Source organism: Amycolatopsis plumensis (assembly GCF_042652605.1).
Classification (GTDB): Bacteria; Actinomycetota; Actinomycetes; order Mycobacteriales; family Pseudonocardiaceae; genus Amycolatopsis; species Amycolatopsis plumensis.
This window is the reverse complement of sequence record NZ_JBHSJY010000001.1, coordinates 8,794,221-8,811,797: the sequence shown is the minus strand read 5'-3', so window position 1 is coordinate 8,811,797 and position 17,577 is coordinate 8,794,221. Positions and strand designations below refer to the sequence as shown.

Genomic DNA, 17,577 nt, shown 5'->3' with positions numbered 1-17,577 from the left:
GGCTCGGCTTGACAGCGTCCACGCCATCTCGCAGTATCCGAACAAGTGTTCGATGAGTTCGGGTTCGCTCGCGGCTTCCCACGTGGGCGTCTCCGGTGCGTGTTCCTGGTGCTGGAGGTGCGTGGTGGCGGTGCCGGAAGCGGTGGCCGGGCTCGCGGCGATCCCTGGCATCCGCACGGCCGCGCAACTAGGCGAGCCGACCCTCGAGAGCTCAACGCCGACCGGGTCCCTGCCCGTGGCGCCGGCCCTCGCCGAGCTGGTGCCGGGCGGGCTGCGGCGCGGCAGTGCTGTGGCCGTCCGCGGCTCGACCGCGCTGGTCTTGGCCTTGCTGGCCGAGGCGACGCGGGAGGGATCGTGGGCGGCGATCGCCGGTATGCCGGCCGTCGGGGTGGTGGCGGCCGCCGAGCTGGGCGTGGATTTGAACCGGCTCGCGCTCGTGCCGGACCCGGGAGCAGAGCTGGTCGCGGTCGTGTCAGCGTTGATCGACGGGTTCGACCTCGTCGTGCTCGGCCAGGCGGTCGCCCGCGGGATCCAGCCGCAGCTCGCGCGCCGGCTGGCCGGCCGTACCCGCAATCGCGGCGGGGTCCTGCTCACCACCGGCCCATGGCCCGGCGCCGACTTGGAGGTCCACGTCTCGAAACGCCGGTGGCGCGGCCTCGCCGACTACGGATTTGGTCATCTGGAAAGCCGGGAGGTTGTCGCGACCTGCCGTGGCCGTGGGGCCGCGGCTCGCCCGCGCGCCGTCGCGCTGCAACTCCCGGGTGCCGGTGGTGCCGTCGTCGCCGTTGACGCGACCGCCAATCGCCGGCTGTCGGAGGCCGCCGGATGATCTGCATGTCGGAGCGCCGACACACGACCCGGTCGAGACTGTTGCGAGATGTCCGGTGATCGATCAATCCAGCGGCACGGTTCGGTCAGGTGCGCGCGGCGAGTTCGGCGGGCTGTTTCCGTCCGGCCGGCGACCGGCGAGCTCGTGGTCTGCTTGCGTGGTCATCGGCTCGACCTGGACCTCTACGGCAAGCTCAAGCCCTACAGTCACCGCTATCGGCTGCACGGCACGCTGTGCGAGGTCTGCCGCGGGCAGGAAGGCTGCGAGCCTACGGCCCGGCGCCTCGCCGAGTGGGCACACCTCGACGTCACCGTTCAGCACGCGCCCGAAACGGCCCCGGGCGATGGACTCGTCTTGGTCGCCTGCCCACCGGCTGTGGGGATGCTGGCTGGTCGGATCGAACTCCATCTCGACGGCGTCGAGGTCGGCGCGGTCACCGCGAGCCCTTGCGCGAGTTGCCGAATGGCCACCCTCGACTACGTCCACGTCGCCGTCGAGTACCGGCGCCTCGGTTTCGGCCGCACGCTGGTCGCGGCCGCGGTGGCCCGTGCCCCCGCCTACCGGTGGACGGCCCCGCTGCCCGACGGGCTGGTGGCGCAGTCGTTCCGTGCCCGGATCGCCATGCGCCGACCCGGCCCACCCTGTCATCACCCGTGACAGGTGAGATCAGAGTTCGAGCCTGAACCGAGCCCACGATCGGGCGGCCACGGTAAGAGCGGCGCGGTGGGCCAGCGGCTGATGGCGCTCGAGGTACTCCCAGATGCCCCAGATCGCGACTGCGAAAGCCGTCTTGGTCTCGAGGGAGATCTGCCGCCACAGCGGGAGCCGCTGCGCCAGGTCTCCGCAGCCGCGGGATCGTGGCTGGGCTCGATGAGCCGGGTGATGAGGAAGGCCGGATCGACTGCCGGGTGGGCGTTTCGTGACCAGGCCCAGTCGACGATCTGAACCGTTGCGTCGTTGCCGAGCAGGTTCAAGGCGTGCAGGTCGGTGTGGGCGAGCGTGTTTCCCGAGACGTACTCAACCGCGGTGGCCTCCCAACTCGTCAGCTGGTCGATGTGGTCGCGGGCCCACGAGTCGAGATCGTCGGGAGCATCCTTGGCGAGTCGACGGCAGAGCTGATGAGGCAAGATCGCGGCATGATGTCCTCGCCGAATTGGCTCGGCCGCTACCACAACGGGCAGCGGGAACAGGTGTGGCAGGAACTGCGCGGGCTCGGCAGTCGGGTCCGGGAGCCCGACTGGGCCTACGAGGCACAGCTGGTCTGCGACGAGATGGCTCGACGCGCCCGTCACAACGTCGAGCTCATCGTCGAGCGGCTGTCCGAGGACGGCTATCGTTTCCACACCAACGACGACGAGCGGGCTCCGGTACTGGGCCATATCCCACCGACTCCGGCGGCTGCGGCGCACGCGGACTGGTTGCAGCAGCGGTTCGACACTGTGCCGATGACCTTGTTGTCCTGGTTGCGGATCGTCGGGGACGTCTGGCTCGTGGGCACGCACCCAAGGTGGCCCGCGTCGGCGGCCGCTGATCCGCTGGTGATCGAGCTGGAGGGGTCCCGCCACGCCGGTGACGCGTCGATACGCGAGTACGTCGAAGAGGAGTGGGCCGAGTGGCTGGATCGCCGGACGGAGGATCCCGGCGCGGCCGGCCTGTTCGAATTGCCCGTCGCGCCTGACCGGCTGCACAAGGACAACACCAGCGGCGGCTCGCCCTACGGCATCGTGCTGCCCGACGACTGCGCCGACGGGTTGTTCGCCTGGGAGTCCCGGATGCCGTTCGTCTCCTATCTGAACTGGGTCTTCAGCAACGGTGGATTCCCCTGGCCGTCGGGTGAGCAGGGCCAGTGGGAACTGAAGCTCCGCCTCGTCGGAGACATGTTGCCGCTGTAGTTAGGCGCTCTCGGAGGAGACTCGGCTTGGTTTCCTCGTTCAGGTGGCGGCATCCGCTTGTGGGTATGTACATGCGTCGAGATCGGTCGCACGGCGGCGCGGCTGGTCGGGTGATCTACTCGGTCGTCCAATTGTTGGCTTTGTTCACGGTCTTGAGCGCCCGGGCGTGCGCTACCAGGTCACGCAGGGAGGCCGGAGCGAACTCGGCGACGCGGCGTGCCCAGTCGGGTCGCTCGGCCGGTTCGCCGGTGGGGTCGATGAGCCGGTCGGCGTGGGCGAAGGGAGGGCTTCTGGGTAGCGGAGCATGCCCGCTTTGCTGAGCGCCAGGCGCAGCTGCTGACCGGCGAGGGCCCGCCGTGTGCGGTGGTGGAGTACGAGACGACCGACACGGGTTTGCCGGCGGCCTCGGTGGCGAGGAAGTCCAGGGCGTCCTTCAGCGCTGCCGGCAGTGCGTGGTTGTACTCGGGTGTCACGAAGACGTAGCCGTCGGCGGCCGCCATGGCCATAAGCCAAGCCCTTACAGCCGCCGACGGTCGGCGGTCGGGGGTGGCCAGCGGTGCACATGGCATGGTTGCTCAAGGGGAACGCGCCGGTCGTGGTCGGCTCATCGATCCGCTCGTTGCGCGGGTACCGCATGCCGAGGTTGCGTGCTGGGTGCGGAGAAGTTGCCCGGTTCGGGTCGTTCGGGCGGGAAGTCGGGTAGCTCAATCCAAGAGCGCTCGGACAATTCAACCGCGGTGATGGGAGCGCGGGGCGGGATGTGCAGACCGTTGAACAGGTAGCGGCGGGCTACTGGCAGGGCGGTGTTGTCGGCGAGCAACCGGATCTGGAGCTGGTCAGCGGTGTGAACGAGGGCCTGCATGACGGCGCGTTCGGCGTCGACGCCGTCGGGGTGGCGATCTTCGAGCTTGGCCAGCACGGTGTGGGGGAGGACCGCGAGGTTCCAGCGGCGACGGGTGAGGACCGCGAGCGGGGTGTGGGTGTCACCGTAGCCGGTGATGGCCAGCTGCACCCCGACGTCGCTGAGCTGGTGCAGGTGCTCATCGATACCCTCGACAGTGGCCAGAGCCGCGGCGGGGATGCCGAGGATCAGCAGCGACGGCGGCACGGGCCCGGCCTGCAGGACCGCGGCCAGCCGGTCGGTCAGGTAGCGCTCCCGCAGCAGCTGCTCGGGGACCTCCAGCAGGACGTGCGGGGTGCTTCGGCGCCGGGCGGCCCGCCACAGCAGCAGATCGCGGCAGAGCGCGGGCAACATGTGGTCGAAGACCTCCCGGGTGAGTCCGGTCGCGTCGGCGATAGCGTCGAGCTCGGTGAAGGTGTGCTCGGTGCCGTCGGTGTCAATCCACGCCGGGACCGCGCGGCCGCCGGCCACGCCAGGCTCGCCGATGCTGTGGATGTCGCGATAGAGGAGCACGAACCGCCCCGCCGCGATGGCCGCCCGCGCCCGCAGCAGCAACTCCGCCTGTTCCGTGAGATCGCCGCGGGGCCCGTCGGCCGCTGGGACGGGCGACATCCAAGTGAGCGGCCCAGGCCCGGGCAGCCTGGTCCTAGCCGACTGCAGAGCCAGGGCCGTGGGGATGTCCGCGTCGGCTGCGAGCGGCACGAGCGCCAGGTGCGCCCGGACTGGCGCGTGGCGCCCGGCGATCGGAACCGGGTCAGCCAGAGCATCAGCAAGCCGGGACAGCCGGAGCTGGAGGTCCTGGCCGATGAGCCGGCCGGGGACCAGGGCAAGCAGGTCGGGGCCGTGGCTGCCGAGCCGGACTTCGCCCGGGTCGCCCAGCGTGGCGGCGACCCGCTCGGCGGCCGCGGCGTGCAGCTGCTCGACCTCGGCGGCGGACAGCGGGCCGGCCGCAGTGCGATCGGGGAGCCGGACCACCACGACAACCGTGCCGCCGGGCACGGTGCGCGCGGCGTCGGCCAGCGCGAGGAAGTCCTCGTCGACCGCGCCGTCGCAGACGTCGGCCGGGCCCGCAGTGTGCAAGGTCAGCGGGAGCGCGGTCGGGTCGAAATGGGCAAATTGCCCGCCGATGAGGCCACGCTGGGCGAGCCGGAGCACGATGTCGCCGTCGGTCAGCGGTCGTATCGCCGCCGGCTTCGGGAGCGACCCGTCCGGCACAGCGGGCTTGTCACCGGGGAGGGCGCGCAGCAGCCGGCTTCGCAGCTGCTGCAGCGCGGTCTGGCTCAGATGCTGGAACGTGGACGGGTTCATCGAGGTGTTCCTCCTTCCCGGCCCGGTGCGTGGCTGCGGGCGGCCGCAGGCGCGCCAGTCCTCCAGCTTCTTGCGCCCGTCGCTGCGGTAGCGGCGGACCGAGTCCGACTGGGCGCCGACCTTCTCGGTGACCTCGACTGTCGTGTAGCCCAGGACCTGCAGCAGGATCGCCGCGAACTGCCGTGGCGGGAGTTCCTCTGCCGCGTACTGCAGGGTCTCGCGCAGCTCGAAGTGCTGTTCGGCGTCCACGGGGGTCGTCCACAGCGGGACGGTGTCCTCGAGGACCTCGTCGGCGAACTCCCGTGTCCTGCGCAGGACGTCGCGAGCGAGGTTGGTCGCGATCGACATCGCCCACGCCAGCCGTGGTCCCTCCGGTTGCCGCCAGGTCGCCCAGACCCGCACCAGCGCCTCGTCGGCGACCAGGACATGGTCGTGGCCGGGGATGATCCGCTTGACGTGCCAGAGAAGCTTGCCGCGGTTGTCGCGGAAGAACTGCTGGTACTCGGCCAGTTCCTCGGGAGTTCGGGCGCAGTGCTCCAGAAGCGCATGGTCATCGCCGTTCACGTCGCAGTCGGGGGCCCGCCCGGGCCAGCCGGGCGGGTGCTGATCCGCACGTCGAGGTCACGGCGGCGGATGCGCCACTCGACGTCGCCGCCGGCGGCGAGTACACGCACGGCGAGCAGGACGACGTCTGCGTGTGCGGCCAGCCGGTGTAGCGCGCGGACCGCGCCGACGAGCGTCCACCACAGCCAGCGGCCGGTCAGCGACGTGACGGCTGCGGCGAACGCGGTCACCAGGTACGTCACCGGGTGACCCTCCTTCCCGAGGGAACCGGGGCGCGCGCCGTATCGCGCGCCCTTCACTTCCTCTCACGCCATCCAGGCCATGATCGTGAAGGTGGTTCACCCGAAAGTGTTGCTGTGGGGTGATCCGGCCTATTTGCCTCGCGTAGGAACTTCCCATACCGGGGGGTGATCATCGGTACTAGGGATCGAAGTCACCACCATTTGCCCTTTGTTGTGGCATCGGTGATCGCACCTTCGACGATGACGCCGTCGTGTTTGATGCCATCGAGGTTCGCCCCGCGCAGGTCCGCCCCGGTGAGGTTCGCCCAGCGCAGGTCCGCCTCGGTGAGGTTCGCCGCGCTCAGGTCCGCCCCGCGCAGGTCTGTAGATATCAGGTGCGCCTTGATCAGGTTTGCTTCGCGTAGATTCGCCCCGCCCAGTGTCGCCACGCCCAGGTCCGCATTGCCCAGTTGCGCCCCCTCAGGTCCGTGCCACGCAGGTTCGCCCCCAGCAGGTTCGCGTCGTCCAGGAGCGCAGCATTCAGGACTGCAGCGCCAAGGTCTGTGTCGAGCAGGTCGGCCCCGTCAAGGTCCGCTCCACTCAGATACGCATGGCGGAGTTGGCCGCTGCTGAGGCAGGCCCCCGGCAAACGCATTCCATGGTCAGGCGTGGTGCCTGCGTCGAGTTTGCGGTCACGTTCGATCAGCACGGTAAGGGCCGCTTGAGTGTCGGGAGCCGTGGGCTCCGCGCAGGAAGGGGGGTCAACGACGCGATGGATGGTGGAGATGATGAAGGTGACCAGGACGTTGATGATGGTGGGTTGGTCGCGGGGTGAGTCGATGGCCAGGCGTTGCAGCGCGTAGATGCCGCCGAGGCGCGTTTGTAGGTGTTCGGGTCCTGTTTGGTCGAGTTGTTCGACGGCTTTGGTGTAGCGGTCGGTGTACTGGCCTTGCTGGGCGACCTCGACTTGGTCGCGGGTGGCATTGAGGGATAGACCGGTGAACACCAGAGCGCCGATTGCGGTGAAGGCTGTGATCAACGTACTGACTGCCTGCACCGTGGAATGCGACGCGGCTGGGGCAGCGGTCGTCCGGGGGCGAGGACGTATGCGGCCTCGGGCGATACCAGGGGCGAGACGGCGGCGCGGCATGTTGCTCATGTCTTGAAGGTCGCAATCCAGGCCTAAACCGTCACTTCCATCGATCGGCCCGGCAGGGCTCTGGCGCGCCGGCCGGTTCGCCGGGGCGGCATAGTCGAGTTCGGGAGAGGCTGACCAGCGGAGAGGAACGCGTCAACTACCGGATCCCGAAGCCTCGGCCCCTCTGACGAACCGCTGCGTGCTGCGCCGAGGATCGCTGCGGCTGGTGGCGAAGTAAGCCTTGCAGTTCCGATCGCCTATCGGGCGAGTCAGCGTGTTCCCCAAGTTCTCGCTGGCGATGCGGGGCACAGCTTAACCGCCGTCGCCGTCCGGGCAGCGCGCCAGCCTGACGAACCGTTCCATACTGGGCGGGTGAGCGGGCCGATTCCGCTGTTCCCTGTGGCCCGGGTAGATCCGGTGCGGTTCGCTACGGCGCAGCACCGGCCGTTCACCGGGATGAGGTTGCACATCGGCCGCTCCGACATCGCCCGGGTCGCGTGGGTGCCGCGGATCAACAGCTTCGCCCTGCCCGCGCCTGCCTGCCATCAGGGTTGGTCCGGGCTGGGCGCTGGCGGCGAGATCACCCCGACCAACCAGCCGGTCAGCTGCCGCAAGTGCCAACGCTTGGCCGGCGAGCCGGACGATCCGGCCCAGCACATCCTGTTCGCCCTGCCGGAGCCGAGCGCCCCGTAGCCCGGCTGCGTCCTGGAGGAGGGCGCCGCACGCGAGCCTGAGCGCGCGTTCCGACGGCGAGTTGCCGGTTCATCGTCGCGATCAGGGACAGGTTTGGCGGCAGTTCTACCGGCTGGTGCCGGTAGAGCAGCTGAACCGACTCGTTGCGGTGCTCGAGGAGGAAGTTGAGCTCCCCGAAGACCTGGACGACGTTCGCCCGGTTCAGCTCATCGATGACCAGGACGTACTGGTCGTCCGGGTGCGCGGCGCCTTCTTCCGCGATGCGCAGCAGCGGCCCTTTGGTGAGATCGAACCCGCTGCCGTCCTGCCGTGGCCGGTAACCGTCGACTAAGTCTTCGTATGAGTAGGTCGGGTTTGGACGCCGTGGGTATCGCGAGCGAAGATGCCGCGTTCGCGCGATTTGTGCAGCACGGTGGTGTGGTTGACGTCCGGGTGTTCGCCGACTCGTACCAGGGGCCAGCCAACGTTGTCGAGGGGCACAGTATCGTCGACTTGTTCGGGAGCTGCGGCGGCAGATCGGTACTTGGGACGCCGTTCGTCACGGCCCTCTTCGTCAACCGTTCGCCCATACGCCGCGAACCAGCTGGTCAGCACCCATGACAGCGTTTCCGCGTCCACAGGATCGCCGCCGACTATGAACGGGCGCGCCGTACTGGCGTTTTCATGCGGCGAGTGATCCGTCGATCCGCATCGCGTGTTCGGCGAGGTCGACGAGCGCCTCGGCGACGTCGGCGGCGGCGCGGAGCTCGTTGACGAGCGCACCCACAATGCGCCTCAACTGGTCCAAGAGCAGGTCGATGCGCTGCGTGTCCGGTGCGTTCAGATCGACCGTTTCGCAAATGCCGTGGAGATGGAACAGCAGGAAGTAGAGCGGGTCGTGGCTGATCGCGGAGCTGTCCAGGCCGTCGGAGTAAAGCGAGAAGAGGCCGCTGCTCTCGGGGAGATCCAGGGTCGTGAGCGGCATCGAACGCTCCACGAGCAGTCGCTCGACGATGGTCGTGTCGGTGTGGTGCACCCAGCCGAGCAGGACAGTCGCCCGGATCCGAAACGTGTGTGCGGCGGCCGACATGCCGGTGTCGGGTGAGCTTTCCACCAGCGCGAGGTCGTCGATCAGCCGGGCGAGGTGGATGAGCCGCCGCCGGCGTCCCCCTTCCGCGGCGTAGTCGCCGGCCAGCTTCCAGCGAAGGTTCTGCAGGACGAGAAACGCCGCGAGTTGCGCTACTTCCGGCGCACGGACGGCGTCCAGCCCGGTCGCCGTCTTGCGCCAAGCCTGGGCCTCGGTCCTCAGTGTTTCCACGCTGTTCCGGTCGATCCGGATGTCCTCGGGTTTGGCGCCTTCGCGGTCCTCCGACGGCACGTGGCTCCACCCGCTCATCGCCAGGGCCATGACACTGCCCTGGCCGAGGACATGGCGTCCGTGCGCGCGGCGCAGCCGAGCCGCGTCCTGATGGTTCTTGATCGCCGACGTGAGGAACGCGAGTAGGGCGGCGAGGAACCCGTTGCGGACGAAGTCCTGCGTCACCTTGACCCAGTCCCAACGGGCAGGTCCGAGCCACACCGCGATCACCTGCTCCAGCACCGCTGCTAGGAGCGCGAACGCCACGGTCAGCACCACAAGCGCGAGCGGGTTGCGCAGGATCCATCTCATGGGGATCACGACCTTTTGGATGGTGGTGCGGCGTTTCTAGCGGCAGTCGCAGGCGTTTGACCTGGCGTTACACGCGCCGTCTGTGTCGGGTGACAGGGGATTGCGGGCGGCGAGGTCGTCGAGTTGCCGCCACACGCGGGTAGCGTCGTCGCGGGTGCCTGGTACAGCGACAGTGCCTCGTACCAGGCCTCGCCGGCCTGCTCGTACTACCCGAGGACGGTGTGGGGTGGCCGAGCCGGTTGAGAGTGTTGCCGAACTTGGCAGTGAGCGCTGATGTCGTAACTCAGGTCGGGGCGACGTCGTCCCACGTCTGCACTTGCCCCGAGCGAGTGAACTTGAAGTTTCAATTTTTTACCCTAGGTAACTGTGGTGAGCCAGTCGCTCACTGCGGTTACCAGCGGAAATGATCGTGGAAATCGGCGGCTGAGTCCTTTCGTGGCTTCGAACGGGGTACCCGTGCCCTTGATCGTGATGGCCCGGCCGCCCGGGTCGACGATCCGCGAAAAGCTGACGAGCCCGGCCAGCCGAGCACCTCGGTCATCGAGGCCCCGGGCAGGAGACATAGGTCGCCACCGTCCTTGGAGACGCCCTTGGCGAGAGGGCGGTGGGTCGGCGTCGGGAGCGCGGCCGCGCCGGAGCGCTTCCCCACGAGAATTGCGCGGGGGCGGGTCCGGGGACGCCGAACTCCTCGGCCCGCCAGTTCGCGGCCAGGTGCTCGTCGTGCTCGTTGGCGGAGGCGAAGGCGCGGATCTCGGCGACGCGCGGTGTCCGATGTAGAGGTCGGAGGTGAAGCGAACGGTCACCATCTGGACTTCTGCGAGCTGTCCGGACAGTGCTCAGTTCTTTTCCGCCACTTCGCGGCGCCGGCGAAGCAGAATGGAGCCGGCTCGCGCGGCGGCACCCGCAGGTGCGGCGGACAGGGCGGCGATGCCGAGCGCTGGCTGCGCGAAGCATGCGAACGAGACGAGCGCGGCTGCGCCCAGCGTGGCAAAAGCAATTCCCCAAGCCGGGCTCGGCAGGAGGTGAAAGATCAGTCGCCAGGCGGCCGAGTCGTTCGGTGTTGCGCCGGGCCTCCCGCTCGGCGAATGCTCACAATCTGTCATAGATGAGAGCATGGCCGTCACAGAGCGAGAACGTCCATCCGGCCAATGTACGTTTATTATTCACGGTAGCGAGCGAGTTAAAGACAAGACTTCACGGGAAGTCTCGCAGCGAGAGACACGTGCCGCGTTCCCTGAGTTAGACCCAGCGCAGCACAGCGTCGACGTTGGCCAGCTTCAGGCAGTAGTCGTGGGGTGACGAGTCCTGCGCGTTGGGTGTGGGGCACCATGGCTTTATGGAGAATTCGCTCGCGACGGCTGGAATGCCGTCAACGTCCGTAACCGGTCTCGACGAGCTGGTTGGGCGTCTAATGGACCCTGTGGATGTCGCAGCCGACGTCGCAGCCCTGCAGTCGGCCCTCGCCGCGGCGGCCCCTGCCGACGTCACTGCCGTGCTGGAACGCGAGCTGATGCGCCGTCGCCGTGCGCTGCTCACCGCGATCGCGGACGCGGCACGTCGCAGCGCGACTGACGGCACTGAGCCCAGCTACGAAGTCGGGTCGTTCCTCGATGTGGCCGAATGGGTTGAAGCTGGCCTCGCCCGCACTGCCTGACCTCGAGGCTGCGGGCAGCGCCGAACGCCGAGCAGAACGGCTTGGGTGCGGGAGCCCAGGCTGTGCAGCCGGTGGAGTCGTGGCGCAGGCTCAGCGGCCTCGACGGCCGAGCAGGCGGACGGTGAGGTGCTGACCAATTCCGATGCCGACGCCGGTAAGAATGGTGTAGCCGACCGCACGCAAGAGCTCTGGGCATCGTCGCCGATGTGGAGATAAGACGGGTGCCGGTTCGGGAAACGCGCTGATGGCGCTGTCGGGGCGGGCGAGCCGATGGGTGGCGTGTGCGACGTTGGTTAAGCGGTCGGCGACGGGTTGGCCTTCCCAGGCCAGTACTCGGACGCGGCAGCGGTGAGTCTGCGGCTACTACGCCTGGGTCTGCGCAGACACCGAACGGCCGTGGCGGGTAGCTGCCCGCCACGGCCGCCGACGTTTGCTATTAGAAGCAGCCCAGGTACGTCCAGTTCAGGTAGGCACCGTTGTGGTAGAGGTGGGTGCCGCCGCAGCCGACCCGGTTGGCCATGTTGAACAGCTGGTAGGTGTAGGCCGAGGTGCTGTCGGAGTAGGCGGTGTAGAGGTTAGTCCCGGACTGGTTCTGGAGCCAGACCGACGGCGAGGCCGAGTACCCCGGGAGGAAGTAAACGGTGACCCACTGCGTGCCGCAGTTGCGGCTGTAGCGCAGGTGGGCGGTGGCGGCCCGGGTGCCGCCGTCGTAGATGTCGGCTACGACCTCGCGCGACATGCTCGCCGCGCACCCGCTCGTCTGCGGGTTGGGGTCGGTCGTTGCCGCCGACGCCGTTCCGGCCGTGAACAGCAGCCCGATGGCTGCCGCCGCGATCGCCATTACGCCGGCCCTGCGGCGGAGCGCCGCGAGCAACTTCTGCAGGATTTCCATGGGTTACCTTTCGCTGAGCGTTGATGGCTGCCGCTGGTCGAGCGGCAGATTCAACGTCAGCAGCAGCTGCGGCGAAGGTCGATAGATTCGCTGTCCAGCAAGTGTCCCGGACAGCGGTGGACACCTCTCACCTGCAGTTTTAGTGGATCAGCACGGAGGCAGCGCCAAACCTCCTCGATATGCAGGTGCCAGGTAGACCTCGGAGATGTAGCCGCGTCGGCCGTCTGGCCAGATGATCTCGTACCAGAGGGCAGACGCTGAGGCGTTGGGATTCGTCTTGATGCCAGGTGACGAGATGTCGGCGTTGGTGAGCAGCTCACCTTGGATGTGACAGATGGCCGTGATCGCGGCCCCGGTGCTCATCTCGGTATCCGGGAGTTTGCAGCCGATGTTGGCGCAGCGCGCGACCGGGCGCGAGGACAGGTAGGACGGGGACCGGTCTTCGTACAATCCGGATGGGCCGCTGGCGTACATGTTCTGCACTATCACCGTGCTGTGTGGCTGTCCTCGTAGGGCTGCCGCTGAGTCCTCCAGGCTATGGTTCTCGTCTGATCCATTCGGCGAGTCGTCGAGTGCGAGCCACAACCAGATGCCTCCAGCGATCACGGCGGCGGCGCCAGCTGCGGCGCCGAGTGCCTTGCGGGAGACGCGACGGCGTGGCGCGGTGCCGGCAGCTGATGCATCAGGTGACCGCTGGTTGTTTCCATTTTCTGAACTAGACAGCTGGTCGTAGCGCGTTAGCCAGCCCTCGAGCTCATCGTCGACGCCGAGGCTGCGCAGTACGTCTTCGACCAGGTCACGTTTGGGCAGTTTGTGTCCGCTGCAGGCGAGGGAGATCGTCGACTTCCCCCAGTGCGACAGTTCGGCTGCCCGACGCACCGACACTCGACGACGACGGAGTTCGGCCGCGAAGTCGGAGCAGAAGCTGGCAGGTGAATCAGGATTCTGCGATGCGGGACCGTTGTCCACGAGTACTGCTCCCTCTGCAGCTCGCGTTAGAACAGCTACGGTAAGAGAGGGCTGACGCAAAGTCACTACGGCATTAGGTGCGATTGGTGTCCAGAGCCGGACGAATGCTCCGCGTCGGCTGTTCGTAGCCGACGCGGAGCATGTGACCGGTTAGAGACTCGGGACTCGTCCGCGCCGAGGGCGCATCGCCCACGCGCCAAGCAGGCTAAGGCCGCCGACGAACGTACTCACCGACGCCCCGAATGCTGGCCCGCTCGTCTTGAACACGGCCACGATGATTCCGCCGGCCACCGCGAGCAGAAGGCACACCCGCAGGGTCGGTGCCCAGCCTGCGAGGACGGCCATCGCCAAACACAGCCAGTTGTCACCGGTGCGACGTTGGCGCCGAACGAGGCCGCGACGGAGCATGACCCTGTCGGCTGCGGCCAGCATCTCGTCGCGAGTAGCGATCCGTCGGGGCTGAACTTCATCGGCGGGTTTGGGAACGATCTTGACCCGACGAGGTTCACCTTCGTCTAGCGCCTTACCAATATCAGGTTGTACAGTCACTGGGTCCCATTCCTTGTGTCGCAAGCGAGTAATCGGGCAATCCGCATGGCCCCCTGGTGCAACAGGGGGCCATGCAGCACCGTCTCGGGTCTCACCCCCAGATCGGTACAAGACATCATGACGAAGCCGGTTGGTTACCTTCGCGTAGTACTCAGGGTGTCGCGCTGAGTGGTAGCGAGTGAGCGGTCAACGGTTGAGTGACAGCGGTGACTACCGTCCGCAGCCAGCGAGGCAGATCTTCCTCGACCGCGCCCGCCGCTTCATGGTGGCATTCATCATGGCTGGCAGTGCTCCAAGCCGGCGAGGCTCGGACGATGGGCCTAAGCAGGAGGCTGTTCTCTTAGCTTTCACCCACTCGCCGGAGTGAACCTTGCGGCTACGCCATTCCCACGGTCGGCATTGATCATCTGGTGTCGGCGGCGGCGCGAGTCTGACGGGCAACGGGCTCGGGGAGCTCGCCTTCGGTCCGGGTGACGAAGCCGCGTCGGCGTGCCTCCTTCCAGGAGAGCCGCTCGCCATCGGACAGTGACGGCTGGTCGGGTGAGAGACGTCTTCTCGTGTGCGGCGCCATCGAGCCGCGATCGGCCTGGGCGGCAGGGAATCCCGTCCTTGTCACCCGGGACCGTGACTACATAGGTCCGGGAGGTCGTAGCGCTGCGTCCGTGTCAGGTTCAGAGCGGGCGAAGGCGCGCAGGACGCGTGGCTCGCGGATGAGGATCCGGCGGCGGCCGGTCTCGATGATCCCCCGCTCCCGCAGGACGCGCAGGGCTCGCGCGACTGTGCGTCGGGCGGCGCCGACCTGTCCGGCGATGTCCTCCTGCGACAAGGCGGCCTCGATGATCACACCGTTCGGGACGCGCCGGCCGTGTTCCTCCGCCAGTCGGACCAGCTGCGCGGCCACGCGGCGGCTGACGTCGAAGGCTGCGGAATCGACACGTGCTGACTCGGCGGCACGTAGTCGCACGGCGACAGTCTTGATCGTGGCGATGGCGATGGCGGGCCGGGCGTTCAGAATGTCGACGAACTCCGCCCCGGTCAGTTGGAAGACGGTGCAGGGTTCGATCGCGCGCACCGATGCCGTCCGCGGCCGCCCGGTGACCGCGGCGAGGTCGCCCAGCACCTCGCCAGGGCCGCGCAGGCCGAAGAGCACTTCGCGGCCGTCCTCGGCGATCGTGGAGACGCGTACCCAGCCGGAAACCAGCACGTGGACGTGGTTGGACGGATCACCCTCCATGACCACGACGTCGTTCGCGCGGAACCGGCGGCGCGTGCCCCGGGCGAGCAGGTACTCGCGATCGGCTTCGGCGAGGTAGGCCAGGAGCGCCCCGTGGTGTGGCCTGGTGGCGGTCGCCACCGTGCTTGTCTTTTGAGCCGAATGTCCGTAGTGCACGCGCTCGGGCTCCCTTCGGCGAGGAACGGCCGCCGATGCCTGCGAACGCTCTACCGCTGGCTCGCTGACTCGCGATGCTGCTGCCCGGCCCTTCACCCGCTTGAGCATGGCCTCGACGTCCGTGCGGGCGCTCAGCTCGCGGCCTAGCTCGGCGTCGGCCTGCCGCAGGATTGCCTCCGCTTCGGCGTGCTCGTTGTCAGTCACGACAGACCTCCTTCCGACCTCAGCTTTTTGGCAACGTCGGCGAGGCCGTAACGTCTGTGCGAGCGGACGGTCGCCTCGCTGATCCTCAGCTCCGCGGCTATCTCCTGATCGTCGAGGCCTCCCAGCCAGGCAGACAGCACCGCCCGCCGTCTGGGTGACAGCCCGGACAAAAGCTGAGTGATCCTCGCTTTCGACTCCTGCTGGATGATCGGATCTTCATCGTAGTGCCGAAACGCTGGATTCTGGCGCTCGATGTCGTCAGGCATGACAGCGAACTGCCGCTTGGTGATGGTCAAGGCGTGACCCCGTGCGGTTGCCCGGATCCAACCTCTCGGGTTCTCGATCTCTGCCCAGCGTACGTATAGGGTCAGCATGGCTTCCTCTACCGCTTCCGTCGCGCTGTCCGGGCTGAAACCGCATCGAACGAGGTGCTGGACCTCTGCGAGCACGTGCGTACGGAAGAACGCGTCGAACGCCTCGTCATGTGACACCGCAGGTCCGACCTCCTCGGCCTCGTTCAGCTCCTGCGGATTCCCGCGCCTCGCTCACGGCTGCGGCTTCCTCGCCGTTCTCGGTCGTCGTGCAAGGCGGCTCGATGCCCGCAGTCGCCGCCCGATGCGGCATCCGGATGCGGGAGGTGGCACCCCGGCCCTGGGTGCTGGGCATCCGCGTGAGCGAGCAGCTGGACGGGCGCGCCGCTTCCGGATCGCCACGGGTGCCCCGGCGGCGATCTTCACCGGCCGCGGCTGGGCGGTGCTGTCGCCGCCGTTGCCCGCCCGGCCGGAGTTGCCGCCGGTGGTGGTGCTGCTGTTCCCGGAGTTTTCCTCGGTATTGCTCACGGGTACTTCGGCGCGCTGTCACCCACACGGGTCTGACAGAAACGCACCGATCCGCTCTTTCCTTGACGGTTTTCCTTCCCGGCAAATACTCTGAAACCATGCGGCGACGCGCAGAGGAAGACGCGAGCGGGCGTAGTTCCGGCGTGAACCGAATCCGCCGTCAGAGTGAATTTACGCCGTCGCAAGCCGCCGTCCTCGCACTGCAGCGCATGGCCGGGAATCAGGCGGTGAGCATCGTGCTGCAGCGCGATTTCCTCGATTCCGGCGCGGCCGAAGCCGCTTTCGGCGATGCCTTCTCCGCGGGCGCGCTCGGCAAGGTGCTACCGGAGGTCAACGAGCTCGTCGCGCAGCTTCCGCCGCGGCCACGCCGGTGGATGGAATCGCTGAACAACGCCACCAAGCACAGTCTCCTGCACCAGGCGGGCGTCGAGGGAACGAAGATCGTCGCTCGGATCGTGGAAGGATTCATCGAACGGCCGCCGGCGCGATTCCCGGATCCCGCGGACGACGCCGTGTGCTGGCGATTCCTGCTCGAGGTCGCGCGCCCAAATCCCCTCCGTGAGGGGCTGGTAGGGCGGCTGCCCGAGTGGGTGGGCAAGCTGCGGGAGATTTACGCCGAGGCGGACGAGCACGCTCGCGAGCCCGATCCGGCGGCCTTCCACCGAGCGACCGAGGCGGGCCGCAGGCACCTCGCCGAAGTGCGGGAGTACGTGCGCGACCTGGAAACCGATGGCGTGCTCGCGGCGCCACAGCTGGTGATGAGCTACTTGACCCGTGAGCTGTCGAGCTGGCTGCGCACGCTGTACCAGGGCGCAGCGGCGGAGCTCGGGCTGACCGACTACGTCCTCCTCGCGGTCGGCTCGGTGGGCCGCGAGGAGATGTTCCCGCACTCCGACGTCGACTACAGCGTGCTGGTGCGGAAGGTCACCGCCAAGGTCGCCGCGGTGGACGCGCTGATCGGGCTGCAGCTGAAGGAGATGGGCGAGCCTGACCTCGACGAGCTGAGCAAAGGCCCTCCCGGCGCCGTCGCGCGGGAGCACCTCGTGACCAAGCGCGATGTCCTGCTCGATGCCCGGACCCTGCACACCGAAGGCCGCGGCCCGGAACTTGAGAACGCCTACTACGCCGCACGCCGCCGGCTGGCGGCCGACGACGTGTGGCGCCGCGAGATCGCCACCTCGCTGATCGACGCCCAGAGCACCAAGTTTTCGCCGACGAGCGTCTACCTCAGCCACGAGGACAAGGACGTCAAGAAGGGGCTGCTGCGTCTGCCCACGTTCATCGTGCGCAACCTGGCCCTCTACCACGGCCGCACGACGACCGACCTCAGCGTGTGGGCCCGGACCGACGACCTTCTCGAACACGGCGTCCTGTCCGCGGCAGTCGCCGCCGACCTGCGCTTCGTCGTCGATTTCGCGTCGACGCTACGGATCAAGCTGCACAACTTCTACCGTTCCGAGAACGAGACCTTCCGCCTCGCGGAGGACGCCGACCCGGAATACCGGGGGTACGTGCTGAGTACGGCCGAGGAAGCCGATTTCAGGCGGGCGTCCGACATCAACCGTGATCTGTTCGCCCGCTCGAAGGGCTTCACCCTGGCGCGCTCGATGACGCTCGGCGCACTGCGCAAGGCCGCAACCGAAGAAGCTCCGACCGAGGCGCCGGGTACTGGCAAGGATCGTGACACGACGGTACGCACGACGCTGCTGAAGCTCGGAGACGGACGCGTCGCCAAGCTGGAGGAGATCCTCGTCGAGAGCTACCTCGTTTATCAGCGGGTGAAGCTCGACGGCGTGGAGTACCTGGTCGAGTCGGGAACCGGCGTGCTGAAGAACGACAGCGGGGCACTCCCGGCGCGTTCGGACGAGAACCCGTTCGCTTGAGGC

Annotated in this window: 20 protein-coding genes; 6 read left to right on the top strand and 14 right to left on the bottom strand. The window is 67.8% G+C overall.

Going from position 1 to position 17,577, the window contains the following annotated elements; translation table 11 throughout:
• Positions 1-124 precede the first annotated feature (124 nt).
• The 3 genes from ACFPLC_RS42315 (at position 125) to ACFPLC_RS42305 (ending at position 2,721) form a co-directional block, all read left to right on the top strand.
• Positions 125-829: a hypothetical protein gene (locus tag ACFPLC_RS42315; protein ID WP_378194546.1), complete on the top strand. Its 705-nt coding sequence runs from the start codon at positions 125-127 to the stop codon at positions 827-829.
• 48 nt (positions 830-877) lie between these two features.
• Positions 878-1,486: a GNAT family N-acetyltransferase gene (locus ACFPLC_RS42310; RefSeq protein ID WP_378236160.1), complete on the top strand. Its 609-nt coding sequence runs from the start codon at positions 878-880 to the stop codon at positions 1,484-1,486.
• Positions 1,487-1,947: 461 nt separating this feature from the next.
• Positions 1,948-2,721: a hypothetical protein gene (locus ACFPLC_RS42305; protein ID WP_378236159.1), complete on the top strand. Its 774-nt coding sequence runs from the start codon at positions 1,948-1,950 to the stop codon at positions 2,719-2,721.
• 179 nt (positions 2,722-2,900) lie between these two features.
• On the opposite strand, the gene ACFPLC_RS42300 is transcribed toward ACFPLC_RS42305, so the two are convergent.
• From ACFPLC_RS42300 to ACFPLC_RS42280, 5 genes are all read right to left on the bottom strand, one after another.
• Positions 2,901-3,290 carry an NADPH-dependent FMN reductase gene (locus ACFPLC_RS42300; protein ID WP_378194537.1) on the bottom strand — a complete coding sequence of 130 codons (390 nt, stop codon included), beginning with the start codon at positions 3,288-3,290 and terminating at the stop codon, positions 2,901-2,903.
• A 35-nt stretch (positions 3,291-3,325) separates the two neighbouring features.
• A complete protein-coding gene (locus ACFPLC_RS42295; RefSeq protein WP_378194534.1) occupies positions 3,326-5,494 on the bottom strand; it encodes an EAL domain-containing protein in 2,169 nt (722 codons plus the stop codon).
• Entirely contained in the window at positions 5,491-5,736 is a 246-nt protein-coding gene (locus ACFPLC_RS42290) for a hypothetical protein (RefSeq protein ID WP_378194531.1), read from the bottom strand. The genes ACFPLC_RS42295 and ACFPLC_RS42290 overlap by 4 nt, the downstream gene beginning before the upstream one ends.
• 191 nt (positions 5,737-5,927) lie before the next feature.
• Positions 5,928-6,164: a pentapeptide repeat-containing protein gene (locus tag ACFPLC_RS42285; RefSeq protein ID WP_378194528.1), complete on the bottom strand. Its 237-nt coding sequence runs from the start codon at positions 6,162-6,164 to the stop codon at positions 5,928-5,930.
• On the bottom strand, positions 6,122-6,772 hold the full coding sequence (locus ACFPLC_RS42280; RefSeq protein WP_378194525.1) for a pentapeptide repeat-containing protein: 651 nt from the start codon (positions 6,770-6,772) through the stop codon (positions 6,122-6,124). The genes ACFPLC_RS42285 and ACFPLC_RS42280 overlap by 43 nt, the downstream gene beginning before the upstream one ends.
• 453 nt (positions 6,773-7,225) lie before the next feature.
• On the opposite strand from ACFPLC_RS42280, the gene ACFPLC_RS42275 reads away from it, so the two are divergent.
• A complete protein-coding gene (locus ACFPLC_RS42275; protein ID WP_378236158.1) occupies positions 7,226-7,546 on the top strand; it encodes a hypothetical protein in 321 nt (106 codons plus the stop codon).
• Here ACFPLC_RS42275 and ACFPLC_RS42270 read toward each other — a convergent pair.
• The 4 genes from ACFPLC_RS42270 to ACFPLC_RS42255 all read right to left on the bottom strand — a co-directional run bounded on the left by ACFPLC_RS42270 (position 7,455) and on the right by ACFPLC_RS42255 (position 10,318).
• Positions 7,455-7,946, bottom strand: a complete 492-nt coding sequence (locus ACFPLC_RS42270; RefSeq protein WP_378194974.1) for an AAA family ATPase — start codon at positions 7,944-7,946, stop codon at positions 7,455-7,457. The genes ACFPLC_RS42275 and ACFPLC_RS42270 overlap by 92 nt on opposite strands.
• A 261-nt stretch (positions 7,947-8,207) precedes the next feature.
• On the bottom strand, positions 8,208-9,203 hold the full coding sequence (locus ACFPLC_RS42265; protein ID WP_378236157.1) for a hypothetical protein: 996 nt from the start codon (positions 9,201-9,203) through the stop codon (positions 8,208-8,210).
• A 347-nt stretch (positions 9,204-9,550) separates the two neighbouring features.
• Positions 9,551-9,757, bottom strand: a complete 207-nt coding sequence (locus ACFPLC_RS42260; protein WP_378236156.1) for a hypothetical protein — start codon at positions 9,755-9,757, stop codon at positions 9,551-9,553.
• 273 nt (positions 9,758-10,030) lie between these two features.
• A complete protein-coding gene (locus ACFPLC_RS42255; protein ID WP_378236155.1) occupies positions 10,031-10,318 on the bottom strand; it encodes a hypothetical protein in 288 nt (95 codons plus the stop codon).
• Between the two features lie 212 nt (positions 10,319-10,530).
• Here ACFPLC_RS42255 and ACFPLC_RS42250 point away from each other — a divergent pair, with 212 nt between their 5' ends.
• A complete protein-coding gene (locus tag ACFPLC_RS42250) occupies positions 10,531-10,848 on the top strand; it encodes a hypothetical protein (RefSeq protein ID WP_378194516.1) in 318 nt (105 codons plus the stop codon).
• 436 nt (positions 10,849-11,284) lie between these two features.
• Here ACFPLC_RS42250 and ACFPLC_RS42245 read toward each other — a convergent pair whose 3' ends face one another.
• From ACFPLC_RS42245 to ACFPLC_RS42225, 5 genes are all read right to left on the bottom strand, one after another.
• Complete coding sequence (locus tag ACFPLC_RS42245) at positions 11,285-11,740, bottom strand: hypothetical protein (protein WP_378194513.1); 456 nt, start codon at positions 11,738-11,740, stop codon at positions 11,285-11,287.
• A 147-nt stretch (positions 11,741-11,887) separates the two neighbouring features.
• The gene (locus ACFPLC_RS42240; protein WP_378194510.1) at positions 11,888-12,709 is read right to left on the bottom strand and encodes a helix-turn-helix domain-containing protein; all 822 of its coding nucleotides are present in this window, start codon (positions 12,707-12,709) and stop codon (positions 11,888-11,890) included.
• A gap of 952 nt (positions 12,710-13,661) precedes the next feature.
• Positions 13,662-13,874, bottom strand: a complete 213-nt coding sequence (locus ACFPLC_RS42235) for a hypothetical protein (protein ID WP_378236154.1) — start codon at positions 13,872-13,874, stop codon at positions 13,662-13,664.
• Positions 13,875-13,886: 12 nt separating this feature from the next.
• Positions 13,887-14,852 carry a Crp/Fnr family transcriptional regulator gene (locus ACFPLC_RS42230; protein WP_378194507.1) on the bottom strand — a complete coding sequence of 322 codons (966 nt, stop codon included), beginning with the start codon at positions 14,850-14,852 and terminating at the stop codon, positions 13,887-13,889.
• Complete coding sequence (locus ACFPLC_RS42225) at positions 14,849-15,343, bottom strand: RNA polymerase sigma factor (RefSeq protein ID WP_378194504.1); 495 nt, start codon at positions 15,341-15,343, stop codon at positions 14,849-14,851. Before ACFPLC_RS42225 ends, ACFPLC_RS42230 begins: the two co-directional genes overlap by 4 nt.
• Before the next feature lie 557 nt (positions 15,344-15,900).
• Here ACFPLC_RS42225 and ACFPLC_RS42220 point away from each other — a divergent pair.
• On the top strand, positions 15,901-17,574 hold the full coding sequence (locus ACFPLC_RS42220) for a DUF294 nucleotidyltransferase-like domain-containing protein (RefSeq protein WP_378236153.1): 1,674 nt from the start codon (positions 15,901-15,903) through the stop codon (positions 17,572-17,574).
• Positions 17,575-17,577 lie beyond the last annotated feature (3 nt).